Below are 22318 nucleotides of genomic sequence, written 5' to 3'. Positions count from 1 at the left end.
GATCACATTGATAATCGATCAATCGTGTGTATAATAGTGCGCATTACAGGGTGATTTATGGCAAAGGTCGAAACCAATGCCCGTAAAATCGTCGCGCGACTGGAAAAGGACGGCTGGATAAGCATCGGTGGCGGAAGCCATGACCGTTTCGTCAACGAAAAGCGGCCCGGCGTCATGATCACTGTGCCGCGCCATCGGCAATTGACGCCCGGAACCGCGCGGTCCATCGCCAAGGCCGCCGGATGGATGGAACAATAGAAATGACGCATTTCGTTGGGGTGATCGACGGCGCCGGGAAGAATTGGGGCGTGCGTTTTCCGGACGTGGACGGTTGCGTCGGCGTCGGCGCGACGCCGGAAGAGGCAATCGCCAGCGCGACGGAGGCGTTGCGCGAAGTGATGAGCTACAAGCGGGGCGGCGGGTTCAAGATCAATAAAGCGCGAACGCTTACGCAAATTCTTGCATCCGGCGAAGTCGCGCCGGGAGAGACGACTGTGCTCATTCCACTGCTGCTCGACTCTGGCCGCGTCGTGCGCGCCAATCTGACCTTCGACGCGGGGCTACTTGAATCGATCGATGCGGCGGCGAAGAATCGTGGCCTCACGCGCTCGGCCTTCCTTGCGAGCGCAGCGCGGGAAAAGATTGAGGCGGGGAGGTAACTAAATTCACCACTCCCCTGGCGGCGCGCGGACCTTACGCCCCTGCCGTTGACCTTGCTGGGTCAGATTTGGGATTTCCTGCCGAGCCTTGCAGGAGTTCGCGCGTAGCCGCTTCGACGTCGTGCTTGCGCATCAGGCTTTCGCCGACGAGAAAGGTGAAGATGTGCGATTTTTCCAGGCGCACGCAGTCGTCATGCGTCGTGATTCCGCTTTCGGCGACGATAATCTTGTCGCGCGGAATCTTCTCGGCGAGCCTCTCGCTGACTTCGAGCGACACTTTGAAGTCGCGCAGATCGCGATTGTTCACGCCGATCAGGCGCGTCTCCAGCGCAAGCGCGCGATCGAGCTCCTGCTCGTCATGCACTTCGACGAGCACGTCCATGCGCAGATCATGCGCGGCCGTGTTCAGCGCCTTCGCTTCGTCGTCGTCGACAGCGGCCATGATGATGAGAATGCAATCGGCACCGTAAGCCCGCGCTTCATAGACCTGATAGGGATCGAACATGAAATCCTTGCGGAGCGCCGGCAAATGCGTCGCCTTTCGCGCGACCTCAAGGTCTTCGAGCCTGCCTTTGAACGAGGGCGTGTCGGTCAGCACCGAAAGACAGGCCGCGCCGCCGGCTTCATAGGCGCGCGCCAGTTTCGGCGGATCGAAGTCTGGGCGAATGATTCCCTTGGACGGGCTTGCCTTCTTGATCTCGGCGATGAGCGCGATACGACGCTCGTTCAGTTTCTGCTCGATCGCATGGACAAAGCCGCGCGGCGGATCATGATCGCGCACGTTGCGCTCGAGCGTCGCGAACGGCATGCGCACCTTGGCCTCGGAAATCTCGGTGCGCTTATAAGCTTCGATCTTTCTTAGGATGTCGGTCATCTTCTCGCCTGCGGCGAAGACGGGCCGCGACCATCTTCGCTCGAATTCGTTCCGCCGACTGCCGGCTGCTCATGAATAGCCGATAAATGGGCGCAATCCTATCCCGATCGCAGCGCGAAGGCCGATCAGGCGTTTCGATTGGAGCAGCGGATCAGCGCTTCGAGCTTATTCCGAGCCGCGCCGGAATCGATCGCCGCCTCAGCGAGCGCCGCGCCTTCGCGCACATTTGCGGCGCGCCCGGCGACGACCAGCGCCACGCCGGCGTTGAGGACCGCGACGTCGCGGTAGGCGTTCCTCGCGCCCTCCAGAACCGCGCGCAGGGCTCTGGCGTTATGCGCCGCGTCGCCGCCGACAAGCGCCTGAATCGTCGCGCGGGGCAATCCCGCCTCCTCCGGCGAGAGGTCAAAGCTGCCGATCTCGCCGTCTTCGAGCGCAACCACATGGGTCACGCCCGTCGTCGTCGCCTCATCCAGTCCGTCGTCGCCATGCAGCAGCCAGACGCGCTTTGCGCCGAGCTCGCGAAGCGCGCGGGCCAGAGGTTCAAGCCAGTCGCGGGAGAAGACTCCGATCATCTGCCGCTCGACCCGCGCGGGGTTACACAAAGGGCCAAGCAAATTGAAGATCGTGCGCACGCCCAGCTCGCTTCTCACCGGCGCGGCGTGGCGCATGGCCGGGTGGTGCGTCGTCGCGGCCATGAAGCAGATTCCGGCATCTTGAAGAGATGCGGCGGCGGCGGCTGGCGAAACGCCGACCTTGACGCCGAGTTCGCCGAGCACGTCGGAGGAACCCGACAGAGACGAAGCGGCCTTGCCGCCATGTTTGGCGACGATCGCGCCGGCGGCTGCGGCGATGATCGCGGCAAGAGTGGAAATATTGTAAGTGCCGGCGCCGTCGCCGCCGGTCCCGACAATGTCGATTGCGCCGGCCGGCGCTTCGACCGGCGTCATCGCGGCGCGCATGGCCTCCGCGGCCCCGATGATCTCGTCAGTCGTCTCGCCGCGCAGCCGCAGACCCATGAGAAAGGCCCCAAGCTGCGCCGGCGTGGCGTCGCCACGGAAAATCAGGGAAAAGGCCGCTTTCGCCTCGTCGCGGGCGAGGGGCGCGCCGGAGACGAGCGCGGCGATGTAGGATTTGAAATCCTCGCTCACTGTCGTTCAGCGCCGTTGCGCAAGGGCAGGGCCGCCGGCCGACCGCCGCAGGCGACCTTCGAAGCGGCCCTCACGCCGCCTTCTCACGCCGGCGAGGGCCCTCGTTCCACTCCCGCGCGAGATCGAGGAAATTTTGTAAAATTTTGTGGCCGTGCTGCGAGGTGATGCTCTCGGGATGGAACTGCACGCCATGCGTCGGCAGCGTCTTATGCGACAGCGCCATGATGAGGCCGTCAGGCGTCTCGGCGGTCACCCGCAGGCAGTCGGGAAGGGTGTCGCGGCTGACGATCAGCGAATGATAGCGCGTCGCCTGGAACGGCCCCTCGATGCCGCGAAACACGGCGTCGCCGTGATGGAGAATGGTGGCCATCTTGCCGTGGATCGGCAGCGGCGCCCGAATGACGTCGCCGCCAAACACCTCGCCGATCGACTGATGGCCGAGGCAGACGCCGAAAATCGGCACGGTCTCGGCGGCGGCTGAGATCAGCTCCATGCAGATGCCCGCCTCATGCGGCGTGCAGGGGCCGGGCGACAGCACGATCGCGTCGGGTCCCCCGGCCAGCACTTCGGCGACCGAAACGGCGTCGTTGCGGTGCACCGTGACGTTCGCGCCCAGCTGGCCGAAATAGTGAACCAGGTTGAAAGTGAAGCTGTCGTAGTTGTCGATAAGCGTGACGTTGGACATTGGGCTGCTGTCCAGCCTCCTGGCGCGGGTTTGACAGTGCAATAGGCCGGGTGGCGGGCTTAAGCAACCGTCGGACGGCGATCGTCTCGCGGCGAGAAGCGCCAGTCCGGCCGAACGTCTTTGATCATCATGATCTCAGCCAGCGACTGACGGGTCAGGAGACCCAAGAACCGCCCCTCCTCGTCGACCACGCCGACCGCCTCTCCGCCCGTGAGCCTGGGCAGGGCGGCGTCGATGCTCTCGCGACCGTCAATCGTCGCGGGCTCCTGGCGAACGAAAGGCGCGATCGGCGCGCCGGGTTCGGCAGCCCGCAAGGCTTCGATGATGTTGGCGCGGGACAGAAAGCCGCCGAGCCGGCGCGAGGCGTCCACGACCGGGAATTCGTCCTGAGACGTGGCCAGAAGGATATCCACCGCTTCGCGCACGCTTGCGCTGCGTTCGATCACGGCGATGCGCGTCTCCATGGCGTCGGCGGCTTGCAGGCCGCGCGCCGCCTCGGACATCGACGTCATCTGCGCTTCGCCAGCCGCCGCGATATAGACGAAAATCGCGATGAACAGCAGCAGCGGATTTCCGAACAGCCCGAGAAAACCGAGCAGAAAAGCGAAGCCCTGACCGATCTGCGCGGCGATGCGCGTCGCACGGCCCTTGCCAATCCAGATCGATAGAGCCGCCCGCAGCACGCGGCCGCCGTCCATCGGAAAGGCCGGGATCAAGTTGAACGCCGCGAGAAAGATATTCACGGCCGCCAGACGCTTCAGAAGATTGACGGATGGGTCGCTGATCTGGATTCCGTCGGACACGTCGACGGCGCCAAGAAACAGGATCAACAAAGCTGCAATGACGAGATTGACCGCCGGACCCGCCAGCGCGATCAGCAGCTCCTGGCGGGGCTTTTCAGGCATCTTTTCCATGTCGGCCACGCCGCCGATCGGCAGCAGCGTGATCACCGGCGAGACGATGCCATAGCGCCGCGCGGTCAAGATGTGTCCGAACTCGTGCAACACGACGCAGATAAAGATCGCGACGATGAACAGGATGCTGTCGCGCGCTGCGACGGCGCCGCCGCGCTGGTAGGCCGCAAAGCCGATCCAGCCCAAAAGCAGCAGGAACGTGACGTGAATGCGCACGGCGGTTCCCATGAAGGAGCCGATCGTGAGGGACCAACGCATTTGAGCTCCTTCGGTTGTGGTTAACAGCCGGTAAGATAGGACTGAGCGGCGGTTTGCGCTAGAGCGCTTCCTGCTCACACGGATCATGTGATCGATAAGGAAGCGCTCAAAATCAAAGCGTTGGAGCAGCTTCTCATCGAAAAAGTCTGTCAAACCGGCTCGGGGATGCGCACAAAAAACGCCGGCGAAGCGGCTCTGGGGCGCTTGCCGGCGATAGAGAGACTACGGTTGAGAGACGAGAAGAAAGCGAAATCGCCTCAGAGGCGATAGCGGACCTGATCGGTCCAGAAGCGCTCCAGCCGTGAAAGCGACGTATTGAGGGTGCGAAACTCGTCGCAGGAGACGCCGCCGATCTGCTCGACCGTCAGCGCGTGCTTCTCATAAAGCTGCGCAACGATGTCGTGAATTTGCTTGCCCTTCGGGGTCAGGCTGATGCGCACCGAACGCCGATCAAGGCGCGAGCGCGCATGATGCATATAGCCCATGTCGACGAGCTTCTTGACGTTGTATGAAACATTGGACCCGAGATAATAGCCGCGCGTGCGCAATTCGCTCGCGGTCAACTCCTTGTCGCCGATGTTGTAAAGCAGCAGCGCCTGCACGGAATTGACGTCGCCAAGATCCCGGCGGTCGAATTCGTCCTTGATGACGTCGAGCAGACGGCGGTGAAGGCGTTCGACGAGCGTGAGCGCTTCGAGATAAACCGGTCGGATCTCGCTGGCGCGATCCTCGCGGGCAGGGGCTGTCTTGGTCATGGCGCTCATCGTCTTCTCCATCAGGGCGGATGCATCGCGCATCTCTTGATCGGCGTTCGATGAGATCAAATTAGATCGGCGCAGGTGAAAGGCGGTTTAAACAACAGCCTGAATCGCGCGTTTACCCCGATAGGGGCTGTTTGCGGTGAATGAGAGATGAACTTAAACGTCGATTTACGCTAATGATTCCTCTAACAAACCTTGCGCGTTAGGAAGCCTTTGGCGGTTTCCTGTCGAATTTGCGGCGACGGCGGCGTTCGCGCATGTGCTGCGCCTCGATATCGCGTCCGGCCTCGAAGGTCAGCCCGAAATACATGGCGATCAGCACGGCGTTGACGCCGATCAGCCAATAACCGCCGGTGAAGAATCCCGGCATGCTGAGCGTAAGAAAAATCTGCGCGCTCGCGACGAGCAGCCACAACACGCCGCCCCAGGGCGTCGCCAGCCACAAGCCGACGCCGGCGATGAGATCGAGCACGGCGAAGAAAATAACGGCGGAGGCTGCGCTCTGCGGCATGGTCTCAAAAATCGAGCGTTCCGCAGCGAGAATGATCCGCCACTGCATCAAACCTTGCACGAGCCAAAATAACGCGACGATGCGCATGAAGCGCGAAAGCAGCACGCCCCATTTTGCGGCGTCGCCGCCATTCGGTTCGCCGACGCGAATTGCGCGGTAGGGATCGTCGCCGTCGTCGTAGATCGTCGGGCCGTCCATCAGATGCGCCGCCGCCTGTCTCGCTGTCCATGCGCTTTGGCGGAAATGGCTACTGCCCCCGCCGCGCGCGCGTTGCGAAGCGAACCGCTTCCTCGGCGGCGCGGAAAAGCGCTTTCGCCTTGTTGACGCATTCGCGGTGTTCATATTCCGGTTCGCTGTCGTAGACGACGCCGGCTCCTGCCTGCACATGCATCTTGCCGTCCTTCACGATCGCCGTGCGCAGCACGATGCAGGTGTCCATTTGGCCGCCGGCGCCGAAATAGCCGATGCAGCCGCCATAGATGCCGCGCTTGTCGGTCTCAAGCTCGTCAATGATCTCCATAGCGCGCACTTTCGGCGCGCCGGAGACGGTGCCGGCGGGAAACCCCGCGGCGAGCGCGTCGATGCAATCATGGCGCGCATCGAGCTCGCCTTCAACATTGGAGACGATGTGCATCACGTGACTGTAGCGCTCGATGGTGAAACTGTCAGTGACGCGCACCGTGCCCGTCCTTGCGACGCGGCCGACGTCGTTGCGGCCGAGGTCGAGCAGCATGAGATGTTCGGCGCGCTCCTTTTCATCGGCGAGGAGATCCGCCGCCAGACGCTCGTCCTCCGCTTTCTCCTCGCTGCGCCAGCGCGTGCCGGCGATCGGGCGAATCGTCACCTTGGCGTCGGCGACGCGCACGAGGATCTCGGGACTCGAACAGACGATCTGAAACGCGCCGAAATCGAGAAAGCATAAAAAAGGCGCCGGATTCACGCGGCGCAACGCGCGATAGAGCGAAAAGGCGGGCAAAGCGAATGGCGCGGTGAACCGCTGCGACAGCACGACCTGGAAGATGTCGCCGGCGCGAATGTATTCCTTGGCGCGCTCGACCATCTCGAGAAAACGCGATTGCGGCGTATTCGAAACCGGCTCCTGAGCGAGAAGCTGCACGTCGGCCCCGCCATCGCGATGCTCCAGCGGCGCCTCCAGCGTTGCAACGACTTTGTCGAGGCGCGCGAGCGCCGCTTCATAGGCCGCCTTCGCCGCGACGCCGGCTTTTGGTCGAGCGGGCGTGACAATGGAAATTTCGTCGCGAACCGTGTCAAAGACGATCATGACCGTCGGACGCATGAAAAGCGCGTCAGGCGCGCCGATTCTGTCTTGCTTGGCCGGTCCGAGGCGCTCCATCTGGCGCACCATGTCATAGCCAAGGTAGCCGAAGACTCCCGCCGCCATCGGCGGCAGCCGCACGGCCTGCGGCACGGCGGATTCGGCGATGAGCTGACGTAAGGCGACGAGCGGCGCCCCCTCGCAGGGCGTGAAGACGCTCGCGTCGTCGAGTGCGGCGCGATTAATTTCCGCTCTGTCGCCGAGGACGCGAAAAATCACGTCCGGGTCGAGGCCGATCATCGAATAGCGGCCGCGGGCGGCGCCGCCTTCGACGGATTCGAGCAGAAAAGCAGCGCCGCGCCGATTGTGCGTGAGCTTGAGATAGGCGGAGACCGGCGTTTCGAGATCGGCGACCAACCGAGTGACGACCAGTTGCGGCCGATCTGCGTCGTATTCGGCGCCGAAGGCGTCGAAGTCAGGCTCGAACAGCGCGCCGCTCACTTGTCGCGTTCCGCTCCGGTGGCGGCTTCCAAGGCCTTCTGGTTGATGTCGACGCCGAGCGCCTTCTCGAGGCCGCCGACATATTGTTCCAGCAGGTCGTTGTGAATGGCAGGCTTCAGTTGCTGGGCGATCGTCTTCGCTTCGATCGAACTCGGGTCGAACACGGGAGTCGCCGAGTCGCGCACGAAAAACACCAGCCGCCCATTGTCGACGACGGCGGAGCCGGCGGTGCGCGGCGCGACATCGAAGAATCGAACGATGACGTTGGTGTTGAAGTCGGGCCGCGCTTCGCGCTTCACGTCATTGGCGCGTTGGGTCTGAACGCCCACTTCCTTGGCGACGTCTTCGATTGACCGGCCCGCGTTCAGCTTCGCGACGATTTCATCGGCCTTGGCGGCGAGCGCCTTTTGCGCTGCATCGCTGCGCATGGCGTCGACGACGGCCGCCTTCACCTCTTCGAATGTCTTCTGCCGGGCGGGCTCGATGCCGTTGACCTCGTACCAGACATAGCCGCCGTCACGCGTCGCGACGGTATCGTTATCGACGCCGATGTCCGATGCGAAGGCGGCCTTCACGAGGTCGGGACCGGAAGGAAGGCCGGCGATCGGCTTGCCGCTGCGGTCATTGCCTGCATCGTCGACGCCATCATAGACCTGCGTCTCCAGCCCCACGGCCTTTGCGGATTCGGCGAGAGTTTTGCCAGAGGCGCGTTGGTCCTCGATGGCCTCATGGAGCCGGCGCACTTCAGGCATGGCGCCCTGCGCGGCGATTTCCGCGCGCAGTTCCGGCTCGGCCTGCTCGAAAGTCTTGTTGTAGACCGCCGGGGCGATGCTCTTGACCTGGGACACGACGGCGCCGAAGGCGGTGTGAACCGGCTCTGTGAGCCCCGGCTCGGCAAGCGCAAATACGGCCGCGCCGACCTTGGGATCGCCAAAGTCGCGCTGCTCGACGAGGCCGAGGTTGACGTCCTTGGGATTGAGTTTGAGCTCGGCCGCCATCGCCTCGATGTCCGCGCCCGCTTTGAGTTTGGCGAGCGCGGCTTCGGCTTCCGTGTCGGTCTTGAACACGATCTGCCGCACGTCACGCTTTTCCGGCATTCCGTAGCGCTTCGATTTGACCTCGTCATAAAGCTTGCGCACCTGCTCGGCAGGCACGCTCTCCGGCTTACCGACCGTGGAAGGGCTGACGACCAGCGCCGTCAGCTTGCGGTATTCCTTGGCGCGGAAGCTCTGCTCACGTTCGTCGAAGTATTTTTTCAGCTCTTCGTCGGATGGCGTCGCCGCGGCGCCGGCCAGCGACGGCGGCAGAATGACGTAGTCGATCGTTCGCGATTCATTGCGGAAACGATAGATCGCCTCGACCATCAACTTGGGCGGCTCGGCTCCGGCGACGACGACGTCGGTGATCATCTTGCGCAGGTAGGCGTTCTTCTGATCCGCGACGAAGCCGCGCTCAGTGAAGCCGGAGTCATTGGCGATCTGCTTGAAGCGCATGGCGTCGAATTTGCCGTCGGCGCCCTGAAACACCTTTTCGGACGCGAGCAGACGCTGGGTGGTCTCATCGCTTGCGGCCAATCCGAGCTGCCGCGCCTTTTGGTCGAGCGCGACTTCGGTGACCAGGCGCTCCAGGATCTGCAGATCCAGTCCTGACTGATGGGCTTCCTCATTGGTGATCGCGCGCCGCATCCGCTGCTGAATGCGGCGGAGCTCGTTTTGGTAGGCGCTGCGGTAGGTCTCGACCGTGACTTCGCCGCTGCCGACTCGGGCGAGCCGCTGGGCCGTCATGCCGCGAAACACGTCTCCGACGCCCCAGATCGAGAAGCTGATGACGATGACGCCCATGACCAGCGCCATGATGGAGCGGCCGATCCAGTTCTGCGAGGCGACGCGCAGGCCTTCTAGCATGAGTATTGCATCCTTGGGTACGTTGAATCCGGCTTCCCGGTTTTGCGGCGGACTATAGGGAGGGGGCGGGCGCGTGGCAATGCGCTCCGCTCAGAACCGCGCACGCGTCGAAATGCGCTATTGCCCTGCGTTTCGAATGCTTGCAGTCTCCTCCCGGCCAGAAACCGCGCCTGAGCAGTTCCAATCCGCGCGCCGAAAATGAGACCCGATAATGGATGAAACCGTCAACGCGGTCGCTGAGACCGGCGTGGAGGCTCCAGGTCCCAAAGTCGAGGCAGAGCCCGGGGACGTTCAAGGGGCAGGGCGCGCGGCGCATCCCCACGCGCCGCATCCAGACGTGCGTCGCCTGCGGGCTGATGCCGAAGCGGTGCGGAAGGCGTTTGAATCAGGAGAATTTCCGTACAAGACGCGCCTGAGCGAGAAGATCTACCTGAGGCATATGGAGCTGCTCCAGGTGGAGCTCCTCAAAGCGCAAAACTGGGTGAAGGAGACCGGTCAACGCATCGTCTTGCTGTTCGAGGGGCGCGACGCCGCCGGCAAGGGCGGCACCATCAAGCGTTTTATGGAACATCTTAACCCGCGCGGCGCGCGCGTCGTCGCGCTGGAGAAGCCATCCGAGCGCGAGCGCAGCCAGTGGTATTTCCAGCGTTACATCCAGCACCTGCCGGCGGCGGGCGAGATCGTTTTCTTCGACCGCTCCTGGTACAATCGCGCCGGCGTCGAGCGGGTGATGAATTTCTGCACCCCGAACGAATATCTCGACTTCATGCGCCAATGTCCCGATCTTGAGCGCATGTTCGTCAATTCCGGCGTTCGCCTCTACAAATATTGGTTCTCGGTGACGCGCGAGGAGCAGCAGCGCCGCTTCCGCTCGCGAATGAACGATCCCTTGAAGCAGTGGAAACTCTCGCCGATCGACCGCGCGTCAATGGACAAATGGGACGATTACACCGAGGCGAAGGAGGCGATGTTCTTCTTCTCAGACACGGCCGACGCGCCCTGGATCGTCATCAAATCGGACGACAAAAAGCGCGCGCGCCTTAATTGCATGCAGCACTTTTTATCGAGCCTCGACTATCCGAATAAAGATCATAGCGTCGTACACGGACCCGATCCGCTCATCGTCGGCGCCAGCGCACACGTCATCGGCCGCGACGAGCACATACTGGGCAAGTCGCTAGCGATGGACGCCGAGAAGAAGCGCAAGCGTTCCCGCTAGAGCTTTACGGTATGGGCGTGGACATCGCGCCCGGAGTGCCGCGCCAAAATCTCCTGCGCCTTGCGTTCGCGCTGAGAATCCCGCGTCCGCACCCAGAGAAGCAGTCCGCCATGGCGAAGTTGTTCTTCAAGGTGTTTCGCGTGATGATCGCCGATCAGCTTGGCCAAAGCCGCGCCGAGCACGCCTGCGCTTCCTCCCGCGAGCAGCGCGCCCGCGATCACCGTCGCCAGGGCGCCGCCTGACGCGAATATGGCGCTGATCGCCGCGCCGGCGCCGACATACACCAGCCCGCCGATCACGCCGCCTTGCGCATCGCCGATCGATTCCACCGACACGTAATGCGTCCGCGGCGCGGCCTCCTCGTCTTCAAGCTCGGTGACCTTCTTGTATTTATGACCGAGCTTTTCGTCGACGGCCTCCTCGCTTGCGAGCAGACTGATCTCAGCGCGATCGAAGCCCGACGACATCAGATCGTCGATGGCCTCTTGGAGCGCGCCAGCGTCGTTGAACACGCCAACGACCTCGCGCGTCTGGCTCTGTTCTTCTTCGATTGTCATTAACGCGTCTCCTTGAAAAAGGGCTGTCCGGCGAGCGCAAACCGCGCCGTATCTTTTGGATAAGGGGTGGGCTCGCGGAACTTCAAGCGCGCGGCTGGCCAATTGCGGCGAACGCCGCCGTGGCGAATCGACGCCCCGCTGTTGGGGCGGTCGTCGCTACTTGTTGTCACGCCTTCTTGGTCTTGAGCTCATAGTCGCCATTTGAATTGAAGCCACTAAGTTGGAGAAGGCAGCATGTCCGTTGACGAAAAGACGATTGGAGCGCTGCGTGAGGCGCTCGACGACGAGTACAAGGCTCGCGCGACCTATCAAGGCGTGATTGACAGATTCGGGCCGGTCAGACCTTTTGTGAATATCATCGAAGCCGAAGAGCGCCACGCGAACGCGCTTCTCCGTCTTTTTGAACGCTTCGGCATTGAGCCGCCGAAGGACAGATGGGCGGGCCAGGTCCCGGCGCCCTCGAGTCTTGCCGAAGCGTGCAAAGCGGGAGTCGAGGCGGAGATCGAGAACGCCGCGATGTATGCGCGGCTTTTGGCGCAAGTCAGCGACGCGAATGTTCGCGACGTCTTGACGCGGCTTCAACAGGCTTCGCAACAGCGCCACCTCCCGGCGTTCCGTCGCTGTGCGGAGCGTCGATCCGGTGTATGAGCGCTCTTCCTTGTATTGCCGTTGCGCGGGGTCTTTGCCGCTATCGTCACGGCCCAGCCTGGATTGAACATGATCGTTGAGAGAGACAGCGGTCCTTCGCTCAACGCGCCAGCATCCAACCGCCGAGGCCAATGAGAACGACTCCGCCGATCAGGCGGCTGATGGCGGCGTAGCGGGTATTGACAATTTTCTGCACGGCGAAGGCCGCCAATCCGAAGATGATGAGATCGTCCAGCATGAAAAAGGCGACATAGAGCCCGATGTAGGCATAGTGCAGAGCGATCGGCAGATCGGTCAACGCAAGCAAGTGCGTGTAGATCGCCGGCAGTGCTGCAGAGCAGATGAATTCGATCGCGTTCACCGCGAAGGCGAGCGCAATCACCATGACGAGGCTGGCGATCCCTACGGGCGCGGCGACGATCTTGCGCCCCCACTGCATCGTGCGCTGGCGCTGCTCCATGTCGCCCACTTCGCAGACGACCTCTCCGCGGGCTGCGGCGACGCCGATGAGATGGTCGAGGCCGAAACCGATGGCCGTCAGCGCGATGAGTTGCGTGAGCGGACGTATATATCCAATGAAAAGAAAAGTGTTGAGCCACGCGGTCATGAACAGGAAGTACAGGACTCCTGAAGCGAGCACGAACGTGCCGACCAGCCACCAGATTTTTTGTCGATCCTGAATGTTTACGATGAGAGAGATCAGGTAGATCAGCACCCACATCGCGCATGGATTGAACCCGTCCGACAAACCCATGAGCGCTGTCAGCGCGAGAAGGGAATGGTGCGTCGGATCAACTTCGCCGATGAGCGGAATAGTAATTTTCGATTCGGCGGCGCGTCGCGCAACGGTTTCCTGGCCGGAAAGCAGCGCGAGAATTTCGCGCCCAGTGGTTTGCGCTGTGTCAAAGCCAATGACATAGCGCGAGCCGCGCACGAAGAGGGGAACGGCTGGGTCTTCTATGCCGTAGTGCTTCACCACTCTTCGAAAGAGCGCCTCGCTCGACGACTTTGAAATGTCATGTAGCACGTAAGCGGTCTTGCGCCGCTGTTTGAGAAACTCGATGGCTTCATGGCAATGCGGACAGTCGGGCGAGAAAAATACATGCAGCTGGCCATCCTCGCGCCAGTCGATCTGCGCGGGCGGCGGGCTGGCCGGCTCTGCAAACTGCAGCCACGCGAAAGCGAGTCCAAGAAGAACGGCGAGCGCGACGCGAAAGTGAGGGAGTTTCAACTTTTGCTCCTTAGCAAATGCGGGAAAATGAATTTAGCAGCTCTGGAGATCAATCCGCTGTGGCTGTTCGCGCCTAACGTTCCGCGGGCCCCGGGAGCTCGACGTATCGTTGGGCTGAAGGCGGTAGGGCGCACGGCCGTCCCGACAAGCGCCATCTTCAAAAAAAATTCACCATAAAGTTAAGGCCCTGCTTGCACTGCAGATATCGCTTGTTTAAAAAAGGAACGCTGAAGCTGGAAGAGGCGTGAGTTGTAGCCCTTCCCCTTCCCGAGGGGCCCGAGACACGCGCTCGGTCGACTGAGCCCTGACAGCTGTGGGCGGCGCGGCCGCCCCTTACGAGCGCCCCAAAAGGAAATCCTATGCTGCGATCTCTTGGTCTTGCAGGAATGATGACGGCTGTACTTTTGACGGCGCCCGCCCAGGCTTTCGACGTCATGGCGCCTGACTACGGCGGACGCGTGGAGCAATATGAAGCCAGGCTTGCGAGGGCGCGGGCTCGGGGCGAGCCGATCCGTATCGGCCCGACTGAATGCGATTCCTCATGCACGCTCTATCTGGCGAATCCCCAGTCCTGTGTTTCCGAGGGCGCGGTTTTGGGCTTCCATGCGCCTTGGTTTGGCGGGCCCGAGGGGGGCGTCGTCGATCCGCGCATGACCGCGGTCTTCGCCGCACATTATAAGCCCGGGCTGCGTCAGGCCTTCATGGCTCACGTGCGACGCCACGCGCATCAGGCCCCCGGCCCGATGCTGCGCATCACCGGTCGCCAGCTCGCGGCGTATGGCTATCGCCTCTGCTGAATTAGGGTAGATCGATGTGCGCGGAGACTTGATCGGGAGATCGCAGCGCCCCGCGCTCATACCAACCCTTGCTCCGATTGACGATCCAGACAACGCTCAGCATCACTGGAACTTCGATGAGGACGCCAACAACGGTGGCGAGCGCAGCGCCCGAGTCAAAGCCAAAGAGGCTGATGGCCGCCGCGACCGCCAGTTCGAAGAAATTGCTCGCCCCGATCAGCGCCGAAGGGCCGGCGACGCAATGCGCTTCTCCCGCCGCGCGATTGAGCAGATAGGCCAGTCCGGCGTTGAAATAGACCTGGATCAGTATGGGCGCCGCGAGCATGGCGATGATCGCGGGTTGCCGGATGATCTGTTCCCCCTGAAAGCCAAAGAGCAGAACGAGCGTCGCGAGCAGCGCGATCAGCGACGCGGGGCCGATATGCGCGAGCGTCCTGGCGAGACCCTTTTCGCCGCTTGACGCGAGCAGCCGTTTGCGGGCGACCTGGGCGATGATCACCGGAACGAGGATGTAGAGGACAACCGAGAGAAACAGCGTGTCCCAGGGTACGACGATCGAGGACAATCCAAGCAGCAACCCCACGATGGGCGCGAAAGCGACGATCATGATTGCGTCGTTGAGCGCGACCTGGCTCAGCGTGAAATGCGGCTCGCCCTTAGTGAGATTCGACCACACGAACACCATGGCGGTGCAAGGCGCGGCTGCGAGCAGGATGAGGCCGGCGATATAGGAGTCGATCTGGTCCGCCGGCAGATAGGGTCGAAACAGATAGCCGATGAAAATCCATCCGAGCAGCGCCATGGAAAAGGGTTTCACCGCCCAGTTGACGGCGAGCGTGACGCCAATCCCGCGCCAGTGACGCCCCACTTCCGCAAGCGCCGCGAAGTCGATCTTCATCAGCATCGGCGTGATCATCAGCCAGATGAGCGCTGCGACGGGCAAATTGACCTTTGCGACCTCCATCGCGCCAATTGCATGAAACACGCCCGGCAGGAAATGGCCCAGCGCGACGCCGGCGACGATGCAGAGCGCCACCCAGAGCGAGAGATATCGTTCGAAAATAGTCATGGCTTACTCCGCGACCGCGTTCGGCGACGTTGCGCCTTCCATCTCGCCGATCTCGCGCAGGCGCTGGCTGAGCGCGAGTTTGTCGAGGCGATGCAGCGGAATCGCGCAGAACTGATCGACGCGGTTGCGCAGATAGCGAAAGGCCGTAGCGAAGGCGCGCTGCTTTTCTATGTCGCTTCCTTCCACCGCCGCAGGGTCTTCGATGCCCCAATGCGCCGTCATTGGTTGACCGGGCCATGCCGGACAAGCTTCACCCGCTGCGCTGTCACAGACGGTGAAGACGAAATCCATGCGGGGCGCGTCAGGGCGGGCGAACTCGTCCCAGCTTTTGGACCGATAGCCTTCGGAAGGAAGGCCCATCGTCTCCAGCGTATAGAGCGCGTAGGGGTTCACCTCGCCCTTAGGATGGCTGCCGGCGGAAAAAACGTTGAACCGGCCGGCGCCGCGCTCGCGCAGCAGCGCTTCGGCCAAGATTGAACGCGCACTGTTGCCGGTGCAGAGGAACAGCACGTTGTAGATCCTGTCGGTCATTGGCGAGACTCACATTTGATGCGTGCAAGAGAGTCGGCGGGCGCGCAAGGCGCGCCGCCGCAACAGTCTTCGGCAAGGAAGCGCGCCAGCGCATTCAGCCGCGAAAGGTCCGCCCGATAGACGATGCTGCGGCCGGTGCGGGCGCTGATGACGAGCTTCGCCTGAGAAAGGACGTTGAAATGGGCGGACAGCGTGTTTTGTGGAACGCAGAGCGCGCGGGCGACGTCGCCGGCCGGCAGACCCTCGGGCTCGTGCCGGACGAGCAAGCGGAAGGCCTCGAGCCGCGTCGGCTGCGAAAGCGCGGAAAGACAGGCGAGAGCCGCTTCTATTTCCATTAATCCAGATATATCGAAATATATGACGGCGCAATGACATTTCTGTAGGGCGCGCCACATTGTTGCGTGCCTTTAGCTCTGTTACCCAGGCGTATTGTCAGGAGCATTTCGCATGACCCGTCGCCCGCTCGTCGCCGGAAATTGGAAAATGAACGGGTTGCGCGCCTCGCTTACCGAGATCGAGGCGATGGGCGCCGCCTACGACGATGCGCTGCGCGCGCGCGCCGAACTCATCGTCTGCCCGCCGGCCACCTTGATTGCGGTTGCGCGCGAGAGCGCGGCGCGCGGAGGCTTGGGCCTTGGCGGGCAGGATTGCCATGCCGCTGCCAGCGGCGCTCACACGGGCGATATTTCCGCCGAGATGCTCAAGGACGCCGGCGCGTCCTACGTGATCGTCGGTCACAGTGAACGTCGTTCGGACCATGGCGAGACCGACGCCGACGTGCAGGCGAAAGCCGCCGCCGCCCTGCGCGCCGGGCTCACGCCGATCATTTGCGTCGGCGAAACGCGCGCCGAGCGAGAGGCAGGCGATGCGTTGAGCGTCGTCGGCGCCCAGATCGAGGGCTCGCTCCCCGCGGATGCGCCTGCTTACATCGTCGTCGCCTATGAGCCGGTGTGGGCGATCGGCACGGGGCTGACGCCGACGACCGAGGACGTCGCCGAAATGCACGCCTTCGCACGCGAGCGGATCGAAGCGCGGCTGGGCGGGGGCAAGAGCGCCGACATTCGCATTCTCTATGGCGGCTCGGTCAAGCCGTCGAACGCCCGCGAGTTGATGCATGTCGCCAATGTCGACGGCGCGCTTGTTGGCGGCGCGAGTTTGACGGCCAAGGATTTTATCGGCGTGGCGAGCGCCTATCGCTGACGGGCGAAGCTGGACAATCGGTTGGGCTCGAATAAAGTCGTCTATTCAGTGGTTTTTTTTCAGCAATTGATTGAAAGGGCCGCGTCATGAGCCAGAATGATTTCGGCGTCATCGAAATGGTCGATGAAGACCGCCTCTATCCCGGCTCGCGATTCAGCGAAGTGCGGGACGCGGTGTTCGCCAATCCCTATCAAAAGGTCTGGGGCGCGCCCGGCGCGCCGCCGCTCCCCTTCGTGATGCCGACCTTTTTCGACATGTTGCGCGCGCTTTGGCGGGGCAGGCACTTTTTAACGCAAGCCGCCGAGCGATCGGTCGATGCGCGCAGTGATCTGAGGTGGGGGCCTGATAAAAAAGGCTTCAGACGCATCGTGCATCCCTGGGGCGTCGTTCTGACGGGTTTCTGGGAAATCACCGAGGACAGCGGCTACACCGGCTATTTCCAAAAGGGCAGCAAGGCGCTTGTCGTCGCGCGCTATTCCAACGGCGGGGCGGTGAAGCGCGGCAAACCGCGCGGGCAGGGCATCGCCGGCAAGCTCTTCCCGACGACCGACCCGGACCATAAAGAGCCGTTGCAGACGGCGAATTTCTTCACGATCGACGATATCGTCGGCGCGTCGACGCGCTACATCAACGATGTCGATTTCGTCAATGCGCCGAACGTCACGCTCTCAAACGATTGGGCGACCTCGCCCATCGTCATGACGGCGGGCGTCGTGTTCGCGATCACCGATAAGGATCCGACTGAGCGCCAGCTTCATGAAGTCGCCGAGCTCGGCAAGCCTCGCGACCTTCCCACCCGCGCCCCCCGCTTCATGCGCTTAAAGCTTGCGCCGGGTCATCCGCGCATTGAAGGAGAGGAACTCGATTCACGCGACGAATTGCTCGCGATGATGTTCGACAAGGGCGATCCGACGCCGAGGCGTGAGATCGTTTTCACCATCGAGGTCACCGAGGATGGCGAAGTGACCGGCCGCACCGGATTCAAGGAAGGAACGTTCCGCAATTGGCGGCGGATCGGCGCGATGACGTTCGACAACGCCGTCGTCTCCTACAACGGCGATCGCGTGCTGCATTTCCACCATCCGAATTGGCGCATCGATCGCAACGATCCGGCGACCAGGTTCCGGCCCTCGCCAGCGGGCGGCGAAGTGGAAAAGACCGAGGCGGTGTAGGCTTGCCGCTTCGGCGAGCGACCGATATAAGCGCGACGCCTACACCATGCTCCAACGACGAGGCGACGCGCTCCTATGGCGATCGAACGCACTTTTTCCATCCTCAAGCCCGACGCGACGAAGCGCAATCTCACAGGCAAGATCAACGCGCTGATCGAAGATGCGGGCCTGCGCATCGTCGCTCAGAAGCGTATCCGCATGACGCGCGATCAGGCGGAAACATTTTATGCTGTGCACAAGGAGCGGCCGTTTTTCGGCGAGCTCGTCGACTTCATGATTTCCGAGCCCGTCGTCGTGCAGGTGCTCGAAGGCGAGAACGCCATCGCGCGCTACCGCGAAGTCATGGGCGCGACCAATCCCGCGAACGCCGCGCCGGGGACGATTCGCAAGGAACATGCGCTGAGCGTCGGCGAGAATTCGGTGCATGGCTCCGACGCGCCGGAAACCGCGGCGGTGGAAATCGCGCAGTTCTTTTCCGGCAATGAGATCGTCGGCTAATCTGCGCGTCACTGAGTGAATGGCCGGGCCAAGCCTGGCCATGCTCTTGCTGAGCGGCTCCTGACTATGCCGGCGCGTTCTCAGGAAAATACGCCTGCATGATCCTGTCGCTATAGGCGACGAGGTTGGCGCTCGCCAGCGCCGCGTCGCGAACGGCGCTCTCCGACATCGGCGATAAGACCGACGCCACAAAGGCGAAGACCGTAGCGTCGGCGCCGCAGGGCGCATCGCCGAAGAGATAGGGCTTGTCGCCGATCAGCGTCGCGAGCGCTTCAATGTCGCGCACGCCGAGCGCATCGATTTCCGACGGGCTGTGACGGCCCATGCCTTGCGCCCAAAGCGATTTGGCGATCTTGCGGCGAATGAACCATTTCGCCAGCGGGCGCGCGAGGGCGGGCACGCTTGAGAAAAAACGCGCCGGACCGCGTTCGAAATTAGCCTCGTCCATCCAGCGGGTATGGACGATGATCCAATAGAGATGTTCTTCGCACATCTTCTCGACGCACCAGCCGATCGCCTTTTGCGCGTCGCTCAAATGTGCGTCGAAGTCCACGCCGTATTTCTTTTCGATATGGAAGCGAACGAAGGTCGAATCCGCGATGACTTCGCCGTCGTCATTGATGTAGGGCTGCTTGCCTTTCGGCGCTTTCGAAAAGCCGCTGCGGTCTTCGACATAGTCGAGGCCGGCCATCTTCAAAAGCACCATCGCTTTCGTCACGAAAGGCGATGCGTCCGGCAATCCGGCGACGGGGCGGAAGCAGTAAAGCGTAATCGTCATGAAATTCCCTTGCTGGGCGCGGTTGCGTCGGGAACGATAAGCACCGCCTCGCGGGGCGCCGGCGCCGAGAGCACGCGATTGCCTTCGATCCGCACGGCGCCCGACGCGACCAGCCGCAGCGCCATCGGATAGATGACATGCTCCTGCGCGAGCACGCGGGCGGCGAGGGTGTCCGGCGTGTCGTCGTCGAGCACGGGCACGGCGGCCTGCGCGACGATCGGACCTTCGTCCATTTCCGGCACGACGAAATGCACGGTGGCGCCGTGAATCTTTACGCCGTCGGCCAGCGCACGCTCATGCGTGTCGAGTCCGCGATAGGAGGGCAGCAGGGCAGGGTGAATGTTGAGCATGCGCCCGCGCCAGAGGCCGACGAACCAGGGCGTAAACATGCGCAGGAAACCGGCGAGGCAAATGAATTGTATGCGGTAGGTTTCCAGCACCAATTGCAGCGAACGCTCGAATTCCTCGCGTCCCGCATAAATCTTGTGGTCGACCGCGGCCGTCGCGACGCCGGCGGCCTTGGCTTTGGCGAGGCCCGGCGCATCGGGACGATTGGAAAGCACAAGGGCGATTTCAGCCGGGAAGTTGGGGTCCCTGGCGGCGGCGATCAGCGCGTCCATGTTTGAGCCGCGCCCCGAGATGAGAATCGCGGTGCGCAGCCGCGTCACAACGTCAGAGTCCCGTGCGTAACGACCCCCTCGGCGTCCGTCTCGATGACTTCGCCGATGCGCACGGGCTTCTCGCCGACGGCGCGCAAGGCCGACTCCACCTCGCCGGCGGCGGGCTCGGAGGCCACCACCACCATGCCGATTCCGCAGTTGAAGGTGCGCAGCATCTCGCTTTCCGCGATGCCTCCCGTCTCGGCGAGCCAACGGAAAACCGGCGGAGGCGCGAACGTCGACAGATCAAGCGCGACGCCGAGCCCGCTTGGCAGCACGCGTGGAAGATTGTCGGGGAAGCCGCCGCCGGTGATATGGGCGAGGGCGACGATATGCGGCGTCGACTTCATGGCCGCGAGCAGGGGCTTCACGTAGATGCGGGTCGGCGTCAACAGCGCCTTGGCCAGATTGAGGTCTCGCGCGAAAGGCGCGGTGGCGCTCCACGCGAGTCCGGCGTGCTTCACAACGCTGCGTACGAGCGAATAGCCATTGGAATGGACGCCGGAAGAAGGGAGTCCAAAAAGGACGTCGCCGGCATGGACGTCGCGGGGTAGAAGGCGATTGCGCTCCGCGGCGCCGACCGCGAAGCCGGCGAGGTCATAGTCGCCACGCGCATAGAGGCCGGGCATTTCGGCGGTCTCGCCGCCAAGCAGGGCGCACCCCGCCTCGACGCAACCGGCGGCGATGCCCTTCACCACCGACGTCGCGACGTTCGGGTCGAGTTTGGCCGCCGCGTAATAATCCAGGAAGAAAAGCGGCTCGGCGCCCTGAACGATCAGGTCATTGACGCACATGGCGACGAGATCGATTCCGATCGTGTCATGCAGACCGGATTCGATCGCGATCTTCACCTTGGTGCCGACGCCGTCGTTCGCCGCGACGAGGACAGGATCGGAAAATCCGGCCGCCTTGAGATCGAACACGCCGCCAAAGCCGCCGATCTCGCCGTCGGCGCCGGAGCGCCGCGTCGAACGCACGGCGGGACGGATCATGTCGACGAACCGATTGCCTGCGTCGATGTCGACGCCGGCGCCAGCGTAGGTAAGGCCCGAATTTCTCTGTTGCATTTCATCCTTCGCGTCGTGGGCGCCGGCGTTAGATGGGCGCAAGCGGCGGCGGCTGTCAAATCCGCTCGGAACGGCTACGCTCTTGTGCGTTTGCACAAAGTTTATTCCGTAGCGCGGCATATGAACGTCGCCGCAAAGGAGCAGCGCCATGAAGTTTCGGTTCACCATTGACGATATCGCGGCCGCCCGCGACGCCGGCGCGATTGACGCCGCGTCCTTCGAGCGGCTGTCACAGTTTCTTGCGTCGCGGCGCGCGGCCCTCGCGGAGGCGACGTCCCAAGCGCCGCGCTATGACGTCGTCAACTTGCTTTGGTACGCCGGCGCGCTGATCGTGCTCGGCGCCATGGGCATGTTTTCGACGACGGCCTTTGGCCTTTGGGGCGATAAGGCGCTGCTGGTCACCGCGCTCGTTTACGCCGCCCTGTTCGCCTTGGCCGGCGCTTATCTCTGGCATAGGCGCGGCTTGCACACGCCGGGCGGGCTGCTCATCGCCTGCGCAGTGGGGATGGCGCCGCTCGCGATCTTCGCGCTGCAGTCGTTGTACGACGCCAGTCCGGCGGGGGAGGCGCGGCCGTACCGGGACTTCTACATTTGGATTCAGTCGAGCTGGCTTCCTATGGAGCTTGGAACGATCGCGGCGGCTTCCGTCGCGCTGCTCGCCTTTCCCTTTCCGTTCCTCGTCATGATCATCGCCTTCGCGCTTTGGTTCATGTCGATGGATCTGACGCCCTGGCTGATGGGCGTCGAAGAATTTTCATGGGATCAGCGGGCGACGGTGAGCATGTATTTTGGACTCGCCGTTCTCGCCGTGGCCTGGCTCGTCGATCTCAAGCGGTGGCGGCACGGCGATTTCGCTTTCTGGCTGCATCTCTTCGGGCTGCTGGCCTTTTGGGGCGGGCTGACGGCCCAGCACAGCGGCAACGAATTGGGCAAGGCGCTCTATTGCGCCGTCAATGTGGGACTCATCGTTCTGTCGCTCTTCCTGATGCGCCGTGTCTATGCGGTATTCGGCGCCGTCGGCGTCACGACCTATCTGGGCTATCTCGCCGGCAGCGTTTTCAAGGATTCGATCCTTTTCCCCTTCGCGCTGTCGGGCATCGGCGTTCTGCTCATCGTCTTCGGCCTCTTGTTTCACCGCTACGGCGCCGCCATCGGCGAAACGATCGGCGAATTGTTGCCGGCGCATTTGCGCGGATTGCGCCCGGCGCATGCCCGCGAGCAGGACTCCGCATGAGCGCTGGCCGAGTTCGCGGCGTTTTAGCGGGAGTTTCCGGATTGATTGCGCTTTAGGCGGCGGCGGATTATATAGGCGAAATCCCAACATGGACGGTCGTTCTGTGGGTCGCTGGCGCCGGGCGGCGCGGCGCCAGACGTCGCCCCCATGCCTGATCAAGGAGTTTG

Annotated in this window: 25 protein-coding genes; 9 read left to right on the top strand and 16 right to left on the bottom strand. The window is 62.7% G+C overall.

What is annotated here, in order from left to right; all coding sequences use genetic code 11:
* The first annotated feature begins 57 nt into the window (after positions 1-57).
* Positions 58-258, top strand: coding sequence for a type II toxin-antitoxin system HicA family toxin (locus tag IYX23_RS07340; protein WP_196392275.1), 201 nt, complete (start codon positions 58-60; stop codon positions 256-258).
* A gap of 2 nt (positions 259-260) precedes the next feature.
* Positions 261-659, top strand: coding sequence for a type II toxin-antitoxin system HicB family antitoxin (locus tag IYX23_RS07335; protein WP_196392274.1), 399 nt, complete (start codon positions 261-263; stop codon positions 657-659).
* Between the two features lie 34 nt (positions 660-693).
* Here IYX23_RS07335 and trpC read toward each other — a convergent pair whose 3' ends face one another.
* From trpC to IYX23_RS07295, 8 genes are all read right to left on the bottom strand, one after another.
* Positions 694-1533: an indole-3-glycerol phosphate synthase TrpC gene (gene trpC / locus IYX23_RS07330; RefSeq protein WP_196392273.1), complete on the bottom strand. Its 840-nt coding sequence runs from the start codon at positions 1531-1533 to the stop codon at positions 694-696.
* Between the two features lie 125 nt (positions 1534-1658).
* Positions 1659-2681, bottom strand: coding sequence for an anthranilate phosphoribosyltransferase (trpD, locus tag IYX23_RS07325; protein WP_196392272.1), 1023 nt, complete (start codon positions 2679-2681; stop codon positions 1659-1661).
* 70 nt (positions 2682-2751) lie between these two features.
* Complete coding sequence (locus IYX23_RS07320; RefSeq protein ID WP_018408698.1) at positions 2752-3366, bottom strand: aminodeoxychorismate/anthranilate synthase component II; 615 nt, start codon at positions 3364-3366, stop codon at positions 2752-2754.
* Between the two features lie 59 nt (positions 3367-3425).
* Positions 3426-4538: a site-2 protease family protein gene (locus IYX23_RS07315; RefSeq protein WP_196392271.1), complete on the bottom strand. Its 1113-nt coding sequence runs from the start codon at positions 4536-4538 to the stop codon at positions 3426-3428.
* A gap of 257 nt (positions 4539-4795) precedes the next feature.
* Positions 4796-5302, bottom strand: a complete 507-nt coding sequence (locus IYX23_RS07310) for a winged helix DNA-binding protein (protein WP_109026472.1) — start codon at positions 5300-5302, stop codon at positions 4796-4798.
* Between the two features lie 199 nt (positions 5303-5501).
* Entirely contained in the window at positions 5502-6008 is a 507-nt protein-coding gene (locus IYX23_RS07305) for a DUF6163 family protein (RefSeq protein WP_109026390.1), read from the bottom strand.
* A 49-nt stretch (positions 6009-6057) separates the two neighbouring features.
* Positions 6058-7587 carry an anthranilate synthase component I gene (gene trpE / locus IYX23_RS07300; protein WP_196392270.1) on the bottom strand — a complete coding sequence of 510 codons (1530 nt, stop codon included), beginning with the start codon at positions 7585-7587 and terminating at the stop codon, positions 6058-6060.
* Positions 7584-9491, bottom strand: a complete 1908-nt coding sequence (locus IYX23_RS07295; RefSeq protein ID WP_196392269.1) for a peptidylprolyl isomerase — start codon at positions 9489-9491, stop codon at positions 7584-7586. Before IYX23_RS07295 ends, trpE begins: the two co-directional genes overlap by 4 nt.
* Positions 9492-9702: 211 nt before the next feature.
* Here IYX23_RS07295 and ppk2 point away from each other — a divergent pair, with 211 nt between their 5' ends.
* A complete protein-coding gene (ppk2, locus tag IYX23_RS07290) occupies positions 9703-10710 on the top strand; it encodes a polyphosphate kinase 2 (protein ID WP_196392268.1) in 1008 nt (335 codons plus the stop codon).
* Here the strand turns inward: ppk2 and IYX23_RS07285 are convergent.
* Entirely contained in the window at positions 10707-11267 is a 561-nt protein-coding gene (locus IYX23_RS07285) for a hypothetical protein (protein ID WP_196392267.1), read from the bottom strand. The two genes, ppk2 and IYX23_RS07285, sit on opposite strands and share 4 nt — an antisense overlap.
* A 234-nt stretch (positions 11268-11501) precedes the next feature.
* Here IYX23_RS07285 and IYX23_RS07280 point away from each other — a divergent pair, with 234 nt between their 5' ends.
* Positions 11502-11915, top strand: coding sequence for a DUF2202 domain-containing protein (locus IYX23_RS07280; RefSeq protein ID WP_196392266.1), 414 nt, complete (start codon positions 11502-11504; stop codon positions 11913-11915).
* Positions 11916-12015: 100 nt separating this feature from the next.
* Here the strand turns inward: IYX23_RS07280 and IYX23_RS07275 are convergent, their stop codons facing one another.
* Positions 12016-13146 (bottom strand): glutaredoxin domain-containing protein, encoded by a 1131-nt coding sequence (locus tag IYX23_RS07275; RefSeq protein WP_196392265.1) that lies wholly within the window; start codon positions 13144-13146, stop codon positions 12016-12018.
* Positions 13147-13505: 359 nt separating this feature from the next.
* On the opposite strand from IYX23_RS07275, the gene IYX23_RS07270 reads away from it, so the two are divergent.
* Entirely contained in the window at positions 13506-13943 is a 438-nt protein-coding gene (locus tag IYX23_RS07270; RefSeq protein WP_124738559.1) for a hypothetical protein, read from the top strand.
* A 1-nt stretch (position 13944) separates the two neighbouring features.
* On the opposite strand, the gene arsB is transcribed toward IYX23_RS07270, so the two are convergent.
* From arsB to IYX23_RS07255, 3 genes are read right to left on the bottom strand one after another with little or no spacing between them, the layout of a single operon-like run.
* On the bottom strand, positions 13945-15012 hold the full coding sequence (gene arsB, locus IYX23_RS07265; protein ID WP_196392264.1) for an ACR3 family arsenite efflux transporter: 1068 nt from the start codon (positions 15010-15012) through the stop codon (positions 13945-13947).
* Positions 15013-15015: 3 nt separating this feature from the next.
* Entirely contained in the window at positions 15016-15543 is a 528-nt protein-coding gene (locus IYX23_RS07260; protein ID WP_196392263.1) for an arsenate reductase ArsC, read from the bottom strand.
* Positions 15540-15878, bottom strand: coding sequence for a metalloregulator ArsR/SmtB family transcription factor (locus IYX23_RS07255; RefSeq protein WP_109026384.1), 339 nt, complete (start codon positions 15876-15878; stop codon positions 15540-15542). The genes IYX23_RS07260 and IYX23_RS07255 overlap by 4 nt, the downstream gene beginning before the upstream one ends.
* A 112-nt stretch (positions 15879-15990) precedes the next feature.
* On the opposite strand from IYX23_RS07255, the gene tpiA reads away from it, so the two are divergent.
* From tpiA to ndk, 3 genes are all read left to right on the top strand, one after another.
* On the top strand, positions 15991-16743 hold the full coding sequence (tpiA, locus tag IYX23_RS07250; protein WP_196392262.1) for a triose-phosphate isomerase: 753 nt from the start codon (positions 15991-15993) through the stop codon (positions 16741-16743).
* An 86-nt stretch (positions 16744-16829) separates the two neighbouring features.
* Positions 16830-17915, top strand: coding sequence for a hypothetical protein (locus IYX23_RS07245; RefSeq protein WP_196392261.1), 1086 nt, complete (start codon positions 16830-16832; stop codon positions 17913-17915).
* 75 nt (positions 17916-17990) lie between these two features.
* Complete coding sequence (ndk, locus tag IYX23_RS07240; RefSeq protein ID WP_196392260.1) at positions 17991-18413, top strand: nucleoside-diphosphate kinase; 423 nt, start codon at positions 17991-17993, stop codon at positions 18411-18413.
* A gap of 64 nt (positions 18414-18477) precedes the next feature.
* Here ndk and IYX23_RS07235 read toward each other — a convergent pair whose 3' ends face one another.
* From IYX23_RS07235 to purM, 3 genes are read right to left on the bottom strand one after another with little or no spacing between them, the layout of a single operon-like run.
* On the bottom strand, positions 18478-19191 hold the full coding sequence (locus IYX23_RS07235) for a glutathione S-transferase family protein (protein WP_196392259.1): 714 nt from the start codon (positions 19189-19191) through the stop codon (positions 18478-18480).
* The gene (purN, locus tag IYX23_RS07230; RefSeq protein ID WP_196392258.1) at positions 19188-19859 is read right to left on the bottom strand and encodes a phosphoribosylglycinamide formyltransferase; all 672 of its coding nucleotides are present in this window, start codon (positions 19857-19859) and stop codon (positions 19188-19190) included. Before purN ends, IYX23_RS07235 begins: the two co-directional genes overlap by 4 nt.
* Positions 19856-20917 (bottom strand): phosphoribosylformylglycinamidine cyclo-ligase, encoded by a 1062-nt coding sequence (gene purM / locus IYX23_RS07225; protein WP_246716555.1) that lies wholly within the window; start codon positions 20915-20917, stop codon positions 19856-19858. The genes purN and purM overlap by 4 nt, the downstream gene beginning before the upstream one ends.
* A gap of 148 nt (positions 20918-21065) precedes the next feature.
* Here purM and IYX23_RS07220 point away from each other — a divergent pair, with 148 nt between their 5' ends.
* Positions 21066-22151, top strand: coding sequence for a hypothetical protein (locus IYX23_RS07220; RefSeq protein WP_196392257.1), 1086 nt, complete (start codon positions 21066-21068; stop codon positions 22149-22151).
* The last annotated feature ends 167 nt before the right edge of the window (positions 22152-22318 follow it).

Origin of the sequence: Methylocystis sp. L43 (genome assembly GCF_015709525.1) — a bacterium.
Classification (GTDB): Bacteria; Pseudomonadota; Alphaproteobacteria; order Rhizobiales; family Beijerinckiaceae; genus Methylocystis.
The sequence above is the reverse complement of the archived record's forward strand: the minus strand, read 5'-3'. Positions and strand labels throughout refer to the sequence as shown.